Origin of the sequence: Paraburkholderia sp. J11-2, assembly GCF_905220185.1 — a bacterium.
Lineage (GTDB): Bacteria > Pseudomonadota > Gammaproteobacteria > Burkholderiales > Burkholderiaceae > Paraburkholderia.
The window spans coordinates 23514-40906 of the sequence record NZ_CAJMYY010000046.1; the positions used below are offsets into that span (position 1 = coordinate 23514).

14 protein-coding genes are annotated in these 17393 nt (G+C 64.1%); 3 read left to right on the forward strand and 11 right to left on the reverse strand.

The window, feature by feature from the left end:
* Positions 1 to 915 carry an ABC transporter ATP-binding protein gene (locus tag U5A57_RS38600; RefSeq protein WP_321917338.1) on the forward strand — a complete coding sequence of 305 codons (915 nt, stop codon included), beginning with the start codon at positions 1 to 3 and terminating at the stop codon, positions 913 to 915.
* Between the two features lie 62 nt (positions 916 to 977).
* Here the strand turns inward: U5A57_RS38600 and U5A57_RS38605 are convergent, their stop codons facing one another.
* From U5A57_RS38605 to U5A57_RS38625, 5 genes are all read right to left on the reverse strand, one after another.
* Positions 978 to 1871 (reverse strand): class I SAM-dependent methyltransferase, encoded by an 894-nt coding sequence (locus U5A57_RS38605; protein ID WP_415774711.1) that lies wholly within the window; start codon positions 1869 to 1871, stop codon positions 978 to 980.
* Between the two features lie 183 nt (positions 1872 to 2054).
* Positions 2055 to 2822 carry a class II aldolase/adducin family protein gene (locus U5A57_RS38610; protein WP_321917342.1) on the reverse strand — a complete coding sequence of 256 codons (768 nt, stop codon included), beginning with the start codon at positions 2820 to 2822 and terminating at the stop codon, positions 2055 to 2057.
* 217 nt (positions 2823 to 3039) lie between these two features.
* Positions 3040 to 3420 (reverse strand): BON domain-containing protein, encoded by a 381-nt coding sequence (locus U5A57_RS38615; protein WP_321917344.1) that lies wholly within the window; start codon positions 3418 to 3420, stop codon positions 3040 to 3042.
* Between the two features lie 63 nt (positions 3421 to 3483).
* Positions 3484 to 4731, reverse strand: a complete 1248-nt coding sequence (locus U5A57_RS38620; protein ID WP_321917346.1) for a porin — start codon at positions 4729 to 4731, stop codon at positions 3484 to 3486.
* 101 nt (positions 4732 to 4832) lie between these two features.
* Positions 4833 to 6020: a M20 aminoacylase family protein gene (locus tag U5A57_RS38625; RefSeq protein WP_321917347.1), complete on the reverse strand. Its 1188-nt coding sequence runs from the start codon at positions 6018 to 6020 to the stop codon at positions 4833 to 4835.
* 123 nt (positions 6021 to 6143) lie between these two features.
* On the opposite strand from U5A57_RS38625, the gene U5A57_RS38630 reads away from it, so the two are divergent.
* Positions 6144 to 7085: a LysR family transcriptional regulator gene (locus tag U5A57_RS38630; protein WP_321917348.1), complete on the forward strand. Its 942-nt coding sequence runs from the start codon at positions 6144 to 6146 to the stop codon at positions 7083 to 7085.
* A gap of 201 nt (positions 7086 to 7286) precedes the next feature.
* Here the strand turns inward: U5A57_RS38630 and U5A57_RS38635 are convergent, their stop codons facing one another.
* Genes U5A57_RS38635 through U5A57_RS38645 form a run of 3 tightly spaced genes read right to left on the reverse strand, consistent with a single transcriptional unit; the run spans position 7287 to position 11297 of the window.
* Complete coding sequence (locus tag U5A57_RS38635) at positions 7287 to 8405, reverse strand: M14 family metallopeptidase (protein WP_321917350.1); 1119 nt, start codon at positions 8403 to 8405, stop codon at positions 7287 to 7289.
* Positions 8405 to 9880 (reverse strand): CapA family protein, encoded by a 1476-nt coding sequence (locus U5A57_RS38640; protein ID WP_321917351.1) that lies wholly within the window; start codon positions 9878 to 9880, stop codon positions 8405 to 8407. Before U5A57_RS38640 ends, U5A57_RS38635 begins: the two co-directional genes overlap by 1 nt.
* 16 nt (positions 9881 to 9896) lie before the next feature.
* Entirely contained in the window at positions 9897 to 11297 is a 1401-nt protein-coding gene (locus U5A57_RS38645) for an MFS transporter (protein ID WP_321917352.1), read from the reverse strand.
* 185 nt (positions 11298 to 11482) lie between these two features.
* Here U5A57_RS38645 and U5A57_RS38650 point away from each other — a divergent pair, with 185 nt between their 5' ends.
* Complete coding sequence (locus U5A57_RS38650) at positions 11483 to 12388, forward strand: LysR substrate-binding domain-containing protein (protein ID WP_321917353.1); 906 nt, start codon at positions 11483 to 11485, stop codon at positions 12386 to 12388.
* A 151-nt stretch (positions 12389 to 12539) separates the two neighbouring features.
* On the opposite strand, the gene U5A57_RS38655 is transcribed toward U5A57_RS38650, so the two are convergent.
* The 3 genes from U5A57_RS38655 to U5A57_RS38665 all read right to left on the reverse strand — a co-directional run bounded on the left by U5A57_RS38655 (position 12540) and on the right by U5A57_RS38665 (position 17175).
* Complete coding sequence (locus U5A57_RS38655) at positions 12540 to 13046, reverse strand: glycine zipper domain-containing protein (RefSeq protein WP_321917354.1); 507 nt, start codon at positions 13044 to 13046, stop codon at positions 12540 to 12542.
* 158 nt (positions 13047 to 13204) lie between these two features.
* Positions 13205 to 16516: a hybrid sensor histidine kinase/response regulator gene (locus U5A57_RS38660; RefSeq protein WP_321917356.1), complete on the reverse strand. Its 3312-nt coding sequence runs from the start codon at positions 16514 to 16516 to the stop codon at positions 13205 to 13207.
* The gene (locus tag U5A57_RS38665; RefSeq protein WP_321917357.1) at positions 16513 to 17175 is read right to left on the reverse strand and encodes a response regulator transcription factor; all 663 of its coding nucleotides are present in this window, start codon (positions 17173 to 17175) and stop codon (positions 16513 to 16515) included. The genes U5A57_RS38660 and U5A57_RS38665 overlap by 4 nt, the downstream gene beginning before the upstream one ends.
* Positions 17176 to 17393: the final 218 nt, after the last annotated feature.

Below are 17393 nucleotides of genomic sequence, written 5' to 3' on the forward strand. Positions count from 1 at the left end.
ATGTTCAATCCGCAAACCGTTCCCGACTATCTCCTTCAGTCCGAGGCGGTGCGCGCGCGCTTCGAAAAACTGAAAGCGCGCGAGCCGATCCTGGAAGTGCGCAATCTCACGAAGCGGTTCGTCACGCCGCAGGGCGAGCACACGGCGCTCGCCGATGTGAGCTTCACCACGCACCGGCGCGAGTTCGTGTGCGTGATCGGGCCTTCGGGCTGCGGCAAGTCCACGCTGATCCGGATTCTCGCGGGCCTCGAAGCGCAAACATCGGGCGAGGTCCGCGTGAACGGCAAGACAGTGAGCGGCCCAGGCGCCGACCGCGGCATGGTGTTTCAGGGCTATACGCTTTTTCCGTGGCTCACGGTGAAGAAGAACGTGATGTTCGGATTGCGTATGAATGGGCAGGGCAAGGCCCAAGCCGAGCGCGAGGCGCTGCAATGGCTCGACCTCGTCGGGCTGGAGCCGTTCGCCAACGCGTATCCGCACCAGCTTTCCGGCGGCATGAAGCAGCGCGTGGCGATTGCACGCGCGCTCGCGAATCGGCCCGGCATCCTGTTGATGGACGAACCATTCGGCGCGCTCGACGCGCAAACGCGCGCGAAGATGCAGGCGCATTTGCTCGATATCTGGCGCAACGTCGACATTACGATTTTCTTCATCACGCACGACCTCGACGAAGCGATCTACCTGGCGGACCGTATCCTCGTGCTGAAGGCGCATCCGGGGCAGGTGCAGGAGTTGATCGAGGTGCCGGTGCCGCGTCCGCGCGGCTACGCGCAGTTCAACACGCCGGAGTTCCTCGCCACGCGCGCGCGCCTCGACGCGCTGATTCATCCGCCGGCGCAGGAGGAACCCGAGGACGAGGCCCGCGTGCGCCCGCACATGATTCGCTTGACCGACGTGAACGACACGGTGGAGTGAGCCGTGCCGGTGCAGGCATGCATGCCTGAAGCCGCGTGCAGCGTCGGCGCTCGGCAAGCGCGTTATGGCTTGATGAACCTCAGCGTCATGCGATCCGATTCGCCGATCTCGGCATAGCGCGCGCGGTCCGCGTCGCCGCCCTCGTAGGTGGGCGGCAGCGACCAGACGCCGTGCGGATAATCCTTGGTGTCCTTCGGATTCGCGTTGATCTCGCTGCGTGCGGCCAGCACGAAGCCCGCGCTCTGCGCATGCTCGATCACGTACGCTTCGGTCACGTAGCCGGTATCGATCATCTGCTGCACGGTCGTGCCTCGCCGCGCGCGATGCTCCTCGACGCCAAGCACGCCGCCGGGTTTCAGTGCGACATAGAACGCGCGCAGGTTGTCGTCGATCTGGCCGTCCTTGATCCAGTTGTGGATGTTGCGGAACGTGAGCACCTCGTCGAACTGGCCTTGCGCCTCGAAGCCCGTGAATTCGCCTGCGCGCAAGGTGCCGACCTTGACGTTGCCATAAAGCGCCGGGGCTGCTGCGAGCTTGCGCAGGAAGGCGGCGTCGGTGTCGCGGTCTTCGGCGGCCAGTTCCGCCGACGTGCTGACATATTGCGCCTCGTAGAGATGCCCGCCAGCGTGCAGCCACGGCGCCAGGATGTCCGTGTACCAGCCGCCGCCCGGTGCGATTTCGAGCACCGTTTGCGTGGGCTCGACGCCGAAGAACTGCAGCGTCTCCTTCGGATGTCGATAGACGTCGCGCGCTTTGGCCCGCTCGCTACGCTGGGGACCGGCGATCGCGGCATCGAGTGAAGTGGCGGCCGCAGCTTGCGTCTGTGCGCCGTGTCCGGCCTGCTGGCTGGACGTCGCACATCCGGCTGCGAAGAGCGCGAGAGACGCTGTGGCAATGGCCGCAGTGCGTTTTAGCGCAAGACGTGTGAACACTCGATGACGTTGGACCGGAATCATGGGCGAGGGGTGCAGGTTGTGGATAGTCCACACGATACCCGGATACGTGCGCCTGCGCTGGCCAGCCGGTTTGGCCGAGCCAATGTTTAGCATCGTTGCCGTGGTGTCTTGCACGCCTCGCGCCATCGTCGTGAGGGCCTCACGCATTCGTGTGACGATGCGCCCGCCCCCGGCTCATGGGCACTATGCCGCGTATCCGGGATTGTGCCGGTCGAGCCGGCGAAGCAGCCCGGGCCAGGCGAGCGCGCCCGGGCTGACACCCCGCGTCACGGTGGCGATCTGCTGCCGGATGCCGTCGAGAATCGGCTGGGCGATCGGCCGAAGCTTCGAGCCCCCCGCCTGTGCGCGGACCTGAATCATGCACGCCGCTTCGAAGAAGTACATCGCGACGAACGCGTCCGCCGGCGTAGCGCCAACGGTCAGGAGGCCGTGGTTGCGCAGCATCAGATTGGTGTTGTTGCCGAGGTCGCGCACCAGCCGGGGCTTCTCCTCTTCGTTGAGGGCGATGCCTTCGTAGTCGTGATAGCCGAGCGAGGCGAGCACGCCAAGCGACTGTTGGGAGAGGGGCAGCAGTCCCGCTTCCTGGGCCGATACGGCCACGCCGTTGACCGAATGCGTGTGCATCACGCACAGCGCGTCGTCGCGCGCCTCGTGCACTGCGCTGTGAATCGTGAAGCCGGCCGGATTGATGTCGTACGGCGAGTCGGACACCTTGCGGCCTGCCAGGTCGATCTTGACGAGCGAAGACGCGGTGATCTCGTCGAACATCATCCCGTATGGGTTGATCAGGAAATGGTGCTCGGGTCCGGGTACGCGCGCGGAGATATGGGTAAACACGAGGTCGTCCCATCCGAACAGCGCGGTCAAACGGTACGCCGCCGCGAGATTGACGCGCGCGTCCCACTCGGCGGCGGTTACGGCATGCTTCAGGCTGAGATCAGATGCGGCCATATCGAGTCTCCTCAATCAATCGGTCTGAACAGCTTCGGTGACGCCCCATGGCCGTACATCTTGTCCGGGCACGGCACGCAGCGCAGGCGTAGACGAATGATCGCTCAAATCGGGCGCAGCAACTGTCGGCTAGTCGACAAGCCGCTCATGCTCTGAAGCGCTGAAATGCTCAATGCCTGAAACGATGCGCGGCGCCATGCGCCGCGCATCGAGGCGCTTACTGGTTGCCCATGGGCGCGCCCGCGCTGCCGCGGACTTCGATCTTGCTGTTCACGGTGCGCACGCCGCTCACGCCTTGCGCCACCGAAGTGGCGAGCGAGATCTGATTCTCGCTCGCGACCACGCCGCTCAGCGTGACAACGCCGTCATGCGCGCGCACGCGGATATAGGTCGACTTCAGTCCCTGCTTGCGCGCGGCGCGCAGCGCCTGGCGCACGTTTGCAGCGAGCTGCTTGTCGGTTGGCGCGGACGCGGCCGCAACGGGCGACGCTGTCGCGGCGGAAGCGCTCGAGGCGGCGCTGCCGCCTTGCGCATGCACACTCGCGCAAACGGCGAACAGCAGGGCGGCGGCAAGCCGCACGGAATGGCGAATCGTCATGTCGTTTCTCCCCAGTCAATGGATCATGTGTCGTGGTGCTCGAATCGTCGTGCGCGAGCACGCTTAGAACTTGTGATACATGCCGATCAGCACGACGTGCGGCGTCTTGTAGAACTGCGTTCCGTTCGAGGTCGAATAGGCGTTGCTCACGTTGTCGAGCGTAGGCTGCTGCGTGTACGGATACGGATAGTGGCTATAGGTGGGCGCGGTGCCGATATTGTGGATCACCGAGCCGCGCACATAGAGCGCCGTGCGCTTGGAGAGGTTGTAGTCGTAGCCGAGCGTCACGCCGTACGAGTGGTCGACCCAGCCGCCAACGGTGCGATACACCACTTCGGCGCGGAAGTCGTTGCGCTTCAGGTAGCGGTAGATGGCGCCGAGCGTATAGGTCGACGACACACGGTCGCCTTCAAGACGCGGCGCGAGGAAGCTGTAGCCCGCGGAAAGCACGTAGTGACCGGCGTCGTACAGCAGGCCGCCCGAGATGTTGTCGGTGCGCACGTATTGCGACGGATTGAGCCCGTTCACCGCGTAGTTGCCGAAATAGCTGACCGTGCCGAACAGATGGCCGTCAAAGTAGTTCACGGCGATGGAGCGGTTGGTCAGCGTCGGCGCGGTCGAGTCCGCGCTGTGCATCTGGATCAGCGCCTGGGCATTGAACGGGCCATACCACGGCGACGAGTAGCTCACCGCGTTCGAGATGTGCAGCGGCTGGTAGCTGGCGCCTGGGCCGAGGTCATAGGTCCAGCCGGCCAGATAGGCGACCGTCGAAACCGACAGCACCTCGCCGAACACGTCGATGAACAGCGGCACGCCAACGGCGTCCTGCAAACCGAACTTCACCTCGCCCGTTTTCGCCGAGCCGAGCGCGATCCACGCTTCACGGTTGAACATGGTGTTCGACGTGCCGAGCGACCCGTTCGATGCATCGAAGCCGTTTTCAAGGGCGAAGCGCACGCGGTAGCCGCCGCCGAGGTCCTCGACCCCATACATGCCGAACTTCGAGGTCCACTCGCCGCCGCTTTGCTGCACGAACGCGGTCTGCGCGCCCTTCGTGAAGCCGATCGCGTTGTCCACGACGCCATAGAGCGAGATGCCCGGCGTATAGGCGCCCGTGCTCGCGTACGGCACGCCCTGGAAGTAGTCGGTGAAGAACAGGTTCGACGGCATCTGCGCCGAAGCGGCCTGGCTCGCGGCGCAAAGCGCGGCGGCCATGCCGGCGCGGCGCGCGGCGAGCGCGAAGCGCGTCGGTTTCGAGTGGGGTCCCGTATTGTGTGCGGCGGAATGGGGCCGAAGGCTGCTTGCTGACATTTATAGGCTCTTTGGGTTGGTCAGAAACTGCAAAAGTGGCGGTGGTCACGCGCGCGGCGAGAAGTGACGGGTTCGCGTTCCGCCGCCGGACTGGTTGGGGGTCATTCAGCGCGCAAATAGCGCTCGGTCAGCGCGACGAACCACGCCGCGCCCCAGCTGAGCGCCGCGTCGTTGAAGTCGTAAGCCGGGTTGTGGACGAGGCAGCCGCCTGTCTGGCCGGTGCCGTTGCCGAGCAGCACGTAGCAGCCCGGCAGGTGTTCGGCCATCCACGAGAAGTCCTCGCTGCCCATGATGGCCTCGGGCAGCATGGTCAACGCCGCCTTGCCCGCGAGCGCCTCGATGGTCTCGATGGCGAGGTCGGTGGCCGCGCGGTCGTTGACGAGCGGACGCGAGATCGCGCGGTAATCCACCGTTGCGGTGACGCCGTACGACTGCGCCTGCAACCCGGCAATGCTGCGAATGCGCGCTTCGAGCGTGCTGCGCGTCTCGCTGTCGAGCGCGCGCACGGAAAGCTGCAACGTGACGGTCTCCGGTATCACGTTGCCGGCCTTGCCGCCCTCGATCGAACCGACGGTAACGACGGCCGCGCGCGTGGGCTCCACGTTGCGCGCGACGATGGTTTGCAGCGCCATCACGATGCTTGCGGCCGCAACGACCGGATCGCTCGCGAGATGCGGCATCGCACCGTGGCCGCCGCGGCCCGTGACGGTGACCGTCACGCTGTCCGACGAGGCCATCATGCAGCCGTGGCGGACCGCGAACTGACCCACCGGCAGGCCGGGCGCGTTGTGCAGCGCGAACACCTGATCGCAGGGAAAGCGCGTGAAGAGGCCGTCCTCGATCATGCGCGTGGCGCCGCCGAGACCTTCTTCGGCGGGCTGGAAAATCAGGTTCAGCGTGCCGTCGAACTGTCCTTGCGTCGCGAGATGATGGGCGGCGGCGAGCAGGATCGCCGTGTGGCCGTCATGGCCGCAGGCGTGCATTGTCTGGGCGACGGTGCTGGCGTAGGGCAGGCCGGTCGCCTCCTCGATCGGCAGAGCGTCCATGTCGGCTCGCAGCCCGATTGCACGGCTGGCATTGCCGCGCTTGAGCCGCCCGACCACGCCGGTGCCGCCGATTCCCGTCGTGACCTCATAGCCCCACTGCGCGAGTTGCTCCGCGACGATGGCGGCGGTGCGGGTTTCCGCGAAGCCCAGTTCGGGATGCGCATGGATGTCGCGGCGGATCGAGATGAACTTCGGTTCCGACTCGCGAAGGGCCGCGAGCAGGGTGGCGTAGTGCTGCGTCATGAGATCGATTCCCCCGTAGCCGTTCAGTGCGACGGCATTCAGACGCAGAGCCTAAGGACGATCGGACGAAATAAAAAAACAATAATTGGAATGTCTATTACCAATGGTAATATCCCCCGCATCATGAAAATTCACCAGCTTCGCGCGCTCGTTGAAGTCGCCGCAACGGGCACGCTCAAGGGCGCGGCATACCGCCTTCATGTCACGCAACCCGCTGTCACAAAAGCGATCCGCGAACTGGAGGACGAATTCGGCGTGCGCCTGTTCGAGCGCAATCCATGGGGTGTGGTCCCAACACCGGAGGGTGTTGCACTGCTGCAACGTGCACGCACGGTCGTGCGCGAGATGGAGCGCGCCGAAGAGGATCTCGCCCACATGAAGGGGCGGCGCGAAGGCCGGCTCGTGATCGGGGTGTCGCCCATTGCCGGCACCGCGGGCCTTGCGGAGGCGTTTGTCGAATTCCGCCGGCGCTGGCCGCATGTCACGATCGAATTCGTCGAGCTCGGCCTGAACCAGTTGCGCGAGCAACTACGCAACCGCGCAGTCGATCTGGCATTTGCGGCGTTTCCCGTGAATCCGGTGAGTCCGGGGGAGGATGGCGCACAGGTCAAGGCGCTCCTTGCGTTCGATGCGGTCTTCGTCACGCGCGCGAACGGGCCGTTCGCGCGGGCTTCTTCGCTGGCCCAGCTGCAGGACGCCGAGTGGATCCATACCGACGTCACCGACAACTATCCGGGCTACATTCACGCGATGTTCGAGCGCGCCGGGCTCGAACCGCCGCGGCGAGTCACGCGTTGCACGTCCTATGGCCTTTTTTACGGCCTCACGGTGCGCTCCGACGCCGTGTTTGCGTGGACGCGCCATTCGCTCGAAGAGGCCGAACTGGGCCGCGCGTTCGTTGAATTGAAGGTGGAAGAGCAGCCGCCCTCGTTGCAGCTCTATTTGTTCTCCGCGCCCGAGGCGCAGCTTACGCGTCCCGCCGAATACTTCGTCGACTGCATCCTCGACGTTACCGCGCAACGCATGGGTCAACCGCGCACGGGCGGTTTCGCATCCGCCGATTGAGCGTGCAGCGGAGCACGGCGATGCGGTTCGAGAAAGAGGGCGCCGTTCAGCGGGCCGGATGGGTCCGGCGCTTGAAGGCGTGAAGACGTGAAAGCAGCCCGCTGCTATGCGCAGGGGCTGCCGGCCGTTCGGAAAAGATGGGGGCGCAAAGCCGGCGGCGGCAAGGTCTCAGCCCCGCGCGCCGCCAACCTCGCGCGTTTATCAAGCCGCTTGCGCTCGTGCCTGCGGCAGCGGCGTGCCGAGTCCCGCGAGGCTCTGGTCCAGCACCTCGCGCGCCTGGGCGAGCACCGTACGTTTCCAGTCGTCGGTCTCGACATAGAATGCCGCGCGCAGCCGTTGCTTGATGGCCTGCGAGCGCTCGATATCGGTCCCGGGATGCTGGTAGAGCCACTGCTCCGCACGCAGGGCCTCCAGCACCTGGCGTCCGGGCAGCGTGCCGTATTCGAGCGTGAGCCCGTTGTACTCCGCCTGCGGGCACTCGCTCATCACGGCGAGATCCAGCGTTCCGCCAACGACGGTCGAACTGGAGTTTCCTTCCTCGCTGCTTGTCACATCGCCCCACCATTGCCGGGCGCGCGCGATCGATGCCGCGTCTTGCTGTCCCTTGTAAATGCGCTCGCCAACGCCTGCCGGGCCGAGGCCGGTATGCACGTCGATCCAGGCGATGCGGCGGCACTGTCGAGCATGCTCGCGCAGAATCTCGCGAATGCGCAGATGGCTCCACGTCGGCGCATCGCCCACGTAGAAGAGCCCTTGAGGGTCGACCTGCTGGCCAGCGGAAATGGCCGTTTGAAGCTTGCGCCGGCCATGCCGCAGCGCATACCCGAGCAGGCCGAGCGTGCTGGCCAGCGTGGGAGGACAGCGGCGCGGCACGAGCAGCGAAGCGATCTCGCGATAGGCGCTGTTCTGAGTGGACGATGCGCCGAAGTCGCGGAAATTGCGATTGAGGTCGACGTTCTCGTGCGTCACGCGGCGCTCCCACGAAAACCCATAGGGATTGAGCGCGTGGATGTAAAGCACCGCCAGGTCGTCGCGTTTGCAGCGCTGCAGCCAGTCGGCGTCGCGCAGCAGATCGAGCTGCACGCCCGAGCCGCAGAACCCCTCTATGCCGTGGCAACCGCTGCTGATCACGAGCAGGTTGGCCGCATCGGGTGCGCCCATGTGCGCGACGTCGATGGCAAGTTCCTCGCCGTCACGGCCGACCATGGGGTGAATGTGGTGTTGCACCGCGAGGCCGGCTTGCGCGCAGGCGGCGAGAAAGCGTTTACGCGCCTGAGCGTAGCTGAGCGAGAAACTGCCGGGGTCCAGGATCGCGCGCATCAGCCACCCACGCGCACGCGGCCGACGCTGCTCGTGCGTTCGCCGATCGTTACCGTGTCGATCTCGATTTGCGTGCCGAACTCGCTGGAAAGCGTCTGCAGCCGCTCGAGGATGCGGCGCGCCTGGCCGTTGTTCTCCACCGTGTCGAACGCGAGGCGCGGAATGCCGCGCTCGGCGTCGCGGCCGCCAAAGCCGAGTTCGATCGGGTGAAGCAGGAGCGCCTTGAGGCGGCCGTCGGCGTTGAACCGGCATTCGGCCACGACACTCTCGAACCAGATCGGCTCGGAGAAGATGCCGACCACGCGCTTCCACTCGAGGAATTCCGCAGGCGTGCCGACCTTGGGGTTGGTGACGCCCTTGGGACCGACGATAGCCTCGGCGGCCATCCATTCGATCTCCTCCCATTCGTCGCGCGGCACGATCTGCTGGCTGTTGTCCATGAAGCAGAAGTTGCCGAGCGAGTACAGCAGCGGCTTGCCGTTGTAGATTTCGATGCCGCGCAGCTGGTGCGGACCGTGGCTGCACAGCATGTCGGCGCCGCCGTCCACCAGCTTGCGCGCGAGCGCCGGCAAATAGCTGGGGACTTCGGTGGTGAAGTTGTCCGGCTCGTGCGTGTGCTGGGCGACGATCGTGAAATCGCTGGTCTGCTTGGCCTGGCGCAGGTTGCGTTCGATGTCGGCCTGATCGCGCTTGTCGCATTCGTGGACGATGCGCAGCGACCCCGGCGCCGCTTCGGGATCGACGCGATAGTGCAGCGCCATGCCCAGGTGCACGCTGTGCTGGCCGTGCAGCGCCTTGAGGAGGAAGTGGTCCTGGAAGGCTTCCTGATCGTTCAGGCGCTTGAGCACCGCGAAATCCTCCGCGCTGACGAGACGGTGTGCGGTCGTGCGCAGCGGGTTCAGGCCTGGGCGCGGCGCAACGGCGCCGAGGCCGTCGTTGGCGGGCGCGTTGCCTTCGAAGGTGGTGGCGTAGGAAATCAGCGCCACGCGCGCCTTGTCCGTGTTCAGGAACGCCGGCGCGCGCGCGGCCGCGAGGCTCGCGCCGGTGCCGGCGTGAACGATGCCCGCGTCGTCGAGGAGGCCATCGGTCATGTTCATGCCCGCCACGCCCCAGTCCAGCGCGTGATTGTTCGCGCGCGCCATCAGGTTGAAGCCGATGGAGGCGAGGTCCGCCGGGCACTCGGGGTCGCTCGTGAGCCAGGCGAAGCCGGACTGCGCTTCCGGGTGTCCGTCGAAGGTTTTGAGGTCGATCGCCGAACCTTCGTAGTTGCCGACGACAGCGTCGCCGCGGGAGAGGATCGCGAGCAACTCGGGCGATTTGCGCGCGAGCTTGGCGCGGATCGCGTGGGTGATGATGATGTCGCCCACGGCGACGACGGTGAAACCGTCGTCCACGTCGGCTTCGCGCCAGCTGGCCTGTAGCTCGAGGGAGGCGGGGCGCTGCTGGGGCGCCTTGATGCGTTGGTGCAGAGTCATATTGTTGGAGTGCGCATCAGCGCGGTTGGGTATCGCAGTTGAGAAGGTGCGAGCGCGTACGCTCGGGATCGATCAGCGCCAGGCCCAGCAGGCCGCTCGCGACGAGGGCGAGGCCAAAGCCGCCGATCACGAGTTCGAAGCCCGGCGCGATCAGGCCGCCCGCATGCTCGACGGCGCGGCCGACCAGCAGCGGCGCGACCATGCCCGCGCTCGTCATGAGGCCGATATGGATGGCGAGCAGGCTGCCGCGCTGCCGGCTCGGCGCGAAAAACGCGACGATGCTGTTGGCAAAGGCGGGCAGCAAGTTGACGAGGATGCTGCCGAGCAGGAAGAGGGCGAGCGTGCCGGCCCGGCTCGGCGAGCCGAAGCCAAGCACGGCCATGGCGATGCCGCCCAGCAGGCAGGCGAGCATGGGCGGCGCGACCAGTGCGCGCCGCACGCTTGCGCCGCGCGTGAGCGCGCGCTGCGAAGCGGTGGAGACCACGAGATTGAGCACGATGACGCCGAGCGTCGCGGCCATCACCACGTAGCCCGACTGGATGGGCGCGAGCCCAAGTCCGCGCTGGAGATAGACCGGCACCCAGCTATAAATCAGCGCCGTGGGCAGATAGCTGCAGAAGCCCGCGAGCGTCACCAGCACGAAGCTGCGATTGAGCAGCAGGCGCGGGTAAGGGGCGGTGGCGGCGGCGCTCGTTTGCGCCGCATCGTCGTACGTGCCTTCGCGGCCATAGGCCATCCACACGAGCAGCCAGACGAGGCTCACGCCGGCCAGCATCAAATAACCGGCGCGCCAGCCGAAGCGCTGGATCACGAGCGGCAACATGAGCGCGCCGGCGATGGCGCCGAGCATGATCGCGACCTGGATCAGCGCCGCCGGCACGACACGCTCGCGCGGTGCGTACCACTTGAAACACGCGTGCTGAGTGACGGCCGTACCCGGCCCGCAGCCCGCACCGAGCAGCATGCGGCTGCCAACCAGCATGGCGAAGCCGCTGCTGCGCGCCGTGAGCAGTTGCGCGGCCATCCAGACCAGTGACATCGCGGCGAGGATGTACCGCGTGGGCAGCCGGTTCGCGGCGAAGCCCACCAGCAGCCCGGAAATCGAGTACAGCACGAAGAAGGCGCTGCCAATCGAGCCGAACTGCGCGGGCGTGAGCTTGAGCTCGTCGATGATCTGCGGACCGGCGAAGGCGAAGATCGATTTGTCGAGCACCGCGATGACCATGACGATCATGAGCAGCGCGACGACGATGTATCGGCGGCCGCCGCCTGGGCTCGATTCGCTGGCACCTGGTTGCGGTGGCAACGACGTGGTGTGATCGAGCACGATGGGATCGGCTGTCTCTGTGTGCACGGCGCAGGGGGCGGCCAGCGGGCCGGCGCCGGCGGAGTGGGCTTCGGCAGGGTGCTTCTTCATGGGCGTGCGGTTGCGGTGAAACGTGTGACAAAGGTCCCGGCGCTGGGCGCCAAACCGGCGTGCCTGAGCGATGCGGTGCATGGCCATCCTCTTCAGGTGACCGCACTCTGCGGGAGCCAATATCAAACAACAATCAAAAATTTCTTATAATGATTACCAGTGTTTATCAGTGAAGGCGGCCGCTCTTGAAGCATCACCAACTCATCGCGCTGGTCGCCGTGGCCGACCAGGGCAGTTTTCACGGGGCCGCCCGGGCCCTGCACCTCACGCAGCCAGCCATTACCAAGGCGATCAAAGACCTCGAAGCGGAACTCGGCATCCTGCTCGTGACGCGCCAGGCACGCGGCGTCGTGCTCACCGTCGAGGGGCAGGCGTTGCTGGCGCGGGCACGCCTGATCGTGCGCGAGGTGCGCCGGGCGCAGGAGGAGATCAACCAGCTCAAGGGCCGTCGCGACGGGGAACTGGCGATCGGCGTCACGCCACTGGCCGGGCTGACCATCGTGCCGCGCGCCTTTGCGCGCTTTCGCCAGGCGTGGCCGGAAGTGAAGGTGGATTTCATCGAATACACCTCGGATCAGCTCGTTACCCAGCTTCGCAGCGGCAGCCTCGACTTCGCCGTGGGCGCCGCCACGGGCAGCGCCGGTGGCGTGCCCGTGGAGCATGAGGAACTCTTTTCGCTGCCGACCTCACTCGCGGTGCACCGCGAAAGTCCGCTTGCGCACGCCCGGTCGCTGGCGGAACTGCATCACGCCGAGTGGATTCACACCGATCTCACCGAGCGCTTCCCGAGCTTTCTCGTGGAGCTGTTTGCGCGGGAGGGGCTCACGCCGCCGCCGCGCGTGACGCGTTGCACTTCACAGGCGCTTTTTCACAGCCTGGCGATGGCCAACGACGTGGTGTTCTTCTGGTCGCTCTTTGCCATCGGCATGCCCGAACTGCGCCAGCGCTTTACGGCGTTGCCGCTGGCGGCCAATCTGCCGCGCCTGAGCATGAGCCTTCTCGTGCGTGAGAACAGCTTGCTTACGCGTGCCGCGGCGTACTTTATCCGTTGTATTCGTGAGGTTGCGCAGAGCGAGTGGACGGCGCTTTGAGTGGGGGTCGTGGCAGCGCACGCGCGCCGAGGCGGCAACTGGATTCTGTCGAGTACAGCGATCTGCAGTCGTAGATGCTCGGGACGAAGCGGCCCAACTGGGCCGCTTTGCATTCGCTACCAACCTGCGTGCGATCGCGGCGCACGACGCGCTATTCAACCGTATAGCCCCGGCCCGTCATGCAGGCACGCCATGCGTGCCAATAAGAAGACATTGCGTACTCGTTGTTCGCCTGGGCCTGTGCGTTGTACGCGGCTATCCCACGGCGTTCCTGACGCCGTTCCATTCCACCGGCCATTGCGCCGATCGCGGCCCCCGCCGCGGCCCCTTTGCCGGCGTCGCCGGCAATTGCCCCGGCTACGCTGCCCGCCGCCGCACCGCGCGCTGCGCCGACCACACGCTGACCGCCCGGCACCACGACGGGCGCGGGCACCGTCGCCGCGAATGCGGGATCGACGCCGCTTTGCTGCCTCGCCCAGCTATAGCAGGCCGCGTCGTCGTTCGACTGCTGGTAGGGTGACTGCCCCCTTGCGGGATAAATCACGGGCTTCGGGTACACGACCTGCGCCTGCGCAATTTCGGCCACGGCTGGCGCGATAACGGACGCCAGTGCGAACGCAGCCTGCGCGGCGAACATGAATTGTCGACGTTTGCTCATAAGTGACTTGCGGGAAAAAGTCGCCCGCACGAAGGCGGGCGAAAAGGGAGAATCCACATGAAGTGAAACGACAGATCCGCTGTTGATCGCTGCGGCTGTCATGACCATATTGCGTCTTCCCGGCAATGGCCACAATCATAGAAGTTGGAAAGTGCCAGCTACGTCGCCTCAGTTGATCTGGAATCGATATCGCTTCGCCTTACCGATTCGCACATGCGCGCGAGTTCCTGCAGGACGAACGCGGCCTGGTCTTCGATTTCGGCATTCCAGCTTCCCACTTCCGCGAGGTATTGACGCAACTCTTCGCAGAGCGCGAGCAGTTCTGAACGCTCGAGAACGGCGAGCGTGCCCGAGGTTCGGTGCAACGTTCGCTCGAGTTGTGGAACGTTGCGCTCGGCAATGACGCTTTCCAGTGTTTCAAGATCGCTTTCGGCTTGCTCCAGAAAAGCGCTTGCATAGGCTGATGGCACGCGCGGAATGTCTGGAATCTCGCTTTCGGGTGACGGGCGATGAAACGCCTTTTCCTTTGAAACGATGCCATTGCGTATCGAAGCGAGGACCGCGAGCGAGACGGGTTTCGTAAGATAGTCTGCGAAGCCCATTGCGCGCGCCTCAGAAACAACCGTATGCCGCGTGCTTGCGCTGATCGCGTAAACCGGGATATCCAGAGCGAGCGTATCCATCTCGCGAAGCAGTTCGAACCCGTTCATATCGGGCATATCGATATCGGTCAGCACAGCATCGACACGACTGTTCGATAGTGTCCTCAATGCCTCGTAACCATTGTTCGCCTGGAGCACGCTGGCGCCCAAGACGGAAAGTTGATCGCGAAGCAGGCTACGGTTCAAGACATTGTCTTCGGCGATCAAGACGCGCAGGCCCTTTAGCGGCTTCTCGGGCGCCTGGCCGACGCACGCATCGATGAACGGTCCAGGCAGCGGACCACCCGATATCGCGCCAAGCAGCGCAGCCTGAAATCCTGCGCGACTGTATATCGAGACATCGTGGCCTTCGTCCGGCCGTATCGAGGCGATTAGCGGACCCTGCTGCTTTACCCAAACGATCGAGGCTGGCGCTGGCCACCAGCGAACAACGTCGTCTGGAGAAAATTCTTCGGTAACAACGAGGCATTCGAATGCCTCGCTGTCGAGCGGCTCGCAGGTGTCCCGTATGGCCGCGGGCGGACTGCCCGTCCAGTCGAGATGGTTCAGCAGCGTTTCATAATGCTCAGGTGCGCGAAATAAAATCGCAGTTCGGGGGACTGGCGCGCTCGCGAATGTATCGGCGTCGCTGCCGGCATCGGAAGCCCTGAGGGGCAGGTTCACCGTGACGCGCGTGCCTACTCCCGTCATGCTGTCAAGCTTGATCCGTCCGCCCATGAGTTCGCAGAGTTTCGCGCAGATCGAGAGACCCAGCCCGGTGCCCCGTGCATTGCCCAGGCGGTGTGCTGCCGCCTGCGAGAACGGTTGGAAAAGACGATCGCGCTGGTCCTCGGGAATCCCGACGCCGGTATCCGAAATCTCGATGGCAACGCCGTCATTCGACCATCGCGCACGCAGCACCACCTTGCCGGTGTGCGTGAACTTCAGCGCATTATTCAGCAGATTGTTGATGATCTGCGACACGCGCACCGCGTCGAAATAGAGCTCAGCGGGAATGCGCCGGTCGAGAACGGCGTGCAAGGTCAGCCCGCGCTTGGCCGCCTCGCGTGCGTGCGACGCCGCGATCCCGTGCAGCAGGTCGGCGAGTGACCCAGGCGTTTCTTCAATACTCAATGCGCCAACATCGATTTTCGAAAAATCGAGTACGTCGTTGACCACCTGCAACAGACCGTCTGACGAAACCTGCATCGCGCGAACGCGTTCTCTTTGTCCGGCATCCAGTTTCCCCAAAGCAAGCAATTCGATATTTCCCACCAGCGAGGAAAGCGGCGTTCTTAATTCGTGGCTCATCGATGCAAAGAATGCGAGTTTCGCTTTCGCGGCTGCATCGCTGGCGAGCTTGGCTTGCCGCAACAACTGCTTCGAGTGGTGGTGCTCGGTCATGTCTACGATCGCACAAAACAGCACCGGCTCCTGCCTGACTTCGGCAGGCGCATAGGTGATCTCGAGGTGAACCGGATCACCGTCTGCCAGCTTCAGGGTAAATGGCATCTGGACTATGCCGGATTCGCTCGCGCTCGGCGTCTGCGCGCCGAAATGCGCGTCGAACACGGCGCGCAGACCATGAGGCAGGCGCGTTTCTCCCGGCAAAATGCCCAGAACCTCGCGCGCAATCTGGTTTGAAACGATGATTTCCAGCGTCTCGCGCCGCACGATGCACAACCCTACGGGGTTCGCATGCACGAGAAGATGGTTGAGCATTTCGCTCTCGAGCGCCCGCGAAGCTTCCTCGTACGTCACCGCGAGGAAGCGGTAGTTCCAGTGGCGGTACATGGCGAAAAGGAGAGTGAGGACCACTGCCGTTACGGCGCCGATCAACTGCAACTCGCCGGCCATTTTCTGCAACTGTTGCCCGGGCGGGAGCACGAAGACGAGGCGGCCGAAGTCGGCAGTCAGCGGTGTGAGCCGAAGCGCCCAGCCATAACCGGGAATCCAGTGAAATACACCGTCCTGACGGCCCTGCAGCTTGTGGTCGAGCAGTCCGGCATTGACCTCATCTCCGGAACTGGCCAATGGAGCGTCAAAGCGGTCAAAGAGAATCGCATCCGGAACGGCCAACCCCTCTCTTGCCGGCTGGAGCAAATCTCTCAGCGCGATGCGTGTTAGCGCAACGGCATAGATCCGGTTGCCTTTCGCGATCAGGGACGCGCCGATCATGTCCGGTCTATCCCGTGATTGCCCAGAAGGTATCGTTAGCCAGACGACACGTTTTTCCCGCGCCGCCTCCAGCAGATCGATTCTCGCGGCGCGGTACTGATTGAGCACTGCGTCCACGATCATCGAAGTCTGCGTCGACGAATACCTCGGTTCGTCGCGCGATCGCGCCGAATAAGGGGTGACGTATCGGTACGCTGCCCCGTCAGCAACCGAAATCATTTCGATAGCTGGCATCTGCCCCGCCGCGAGCAGGATGCGCACCGCCTCGTCGCAGCTCTGCCGAAGCACAGCGTCCTGGCGCGATGACGGCGAAACGCGCACGCATACACTGTTCGCACGATCTCCGGAGTCAGGATGGAAGGGATCGTTGGCGCGCAGGCCAAGTACGAGGTTGGAAGCCGTGAGGGCGCTGCGGCGCTCGAGCACCGCATCCACCACGCTTTGCTCATAAAGTCGTGCGAGTTGTTCCTGTGCGCGCAGCGAGGCGTTCAGCCGTACGGCGATCGCCACCGCCGCACAGGCGAGTGTGCATAGCGCGAGCAGGGCCACAACGATTGAAAAGACACGTCTTTCGCGCTGCAGGTTTTTCTCGACGGAATCGAAGGTGCGCAGGGGTGATTCATCGCGTCGAGGTGTCGTCTTCTTCGTCATACGAGACCATGGTCACGCGCATAGGTGATCAGGTCGGCGTTGTTGGCGATATTCAGCTTCTGCATGGCGGAGCGCTTCTGGGCCGCGATCGTCGCGAGCGATCGATGAAAGGAGGCCGCGATGCTCGTAAGCGAGTCGCCGTTCGCGAACATGCGCACGACTTCGATTTCCTTGGGGGACAAATTGCACGCATTTGCACCGGGGCGTCCACCCGCGCTGAGGATCCTGTTCGCAACGGCCGGGGAAAGATGCGGGCCAACGCTGCCCGATATCGCGTTCAGACAGATTCGTTTCAGAATTTCCGGGTCTTCCGATTTGCCGACAATGCCAGCCACGCCTTCCGCCTTGATACAGGCCAGCAGACCGCTGTTAGTGAGCATCGTGAAAACGACAATGGGTGTATCGGGATGACGGCCGCGCAGACGCTGGATCAGGCGCAGACCGTCTTCGCTGCCCGGTGCGCGCTCCATCGAAAAATCGGTCACGACGAGATCGAAGCGTTGCCGTTCGAGTGCTTCATAGAGCGCGTTGCCGGACTCGCATAGCTCAACGACTTGATAGCCGATGGTACTGAGTACATCTCTGATCGCTAGACGGACCATCGGGTGATCGTCGGCAATCGCTGCCGATAAGGTTTTGGATTGTAGTTGATGAGTCATCTACATGATGGCCGTGCAGATAACACTCTGTCCGGTAAAAATGGTGATTAAGACCGCATAAGCATCAAATGCGATCTGAGACGAAGTAGACATATCAACCAAATAAGGGTCGATACCCAGGCTGTGAAATATCGCCTCATTGCCATGTGACGATTTTTTTAGTTTACCTGAATGCGGGTTTTCCCGCACTTTCGGGAACAATGTCACGCTGCGCGCCG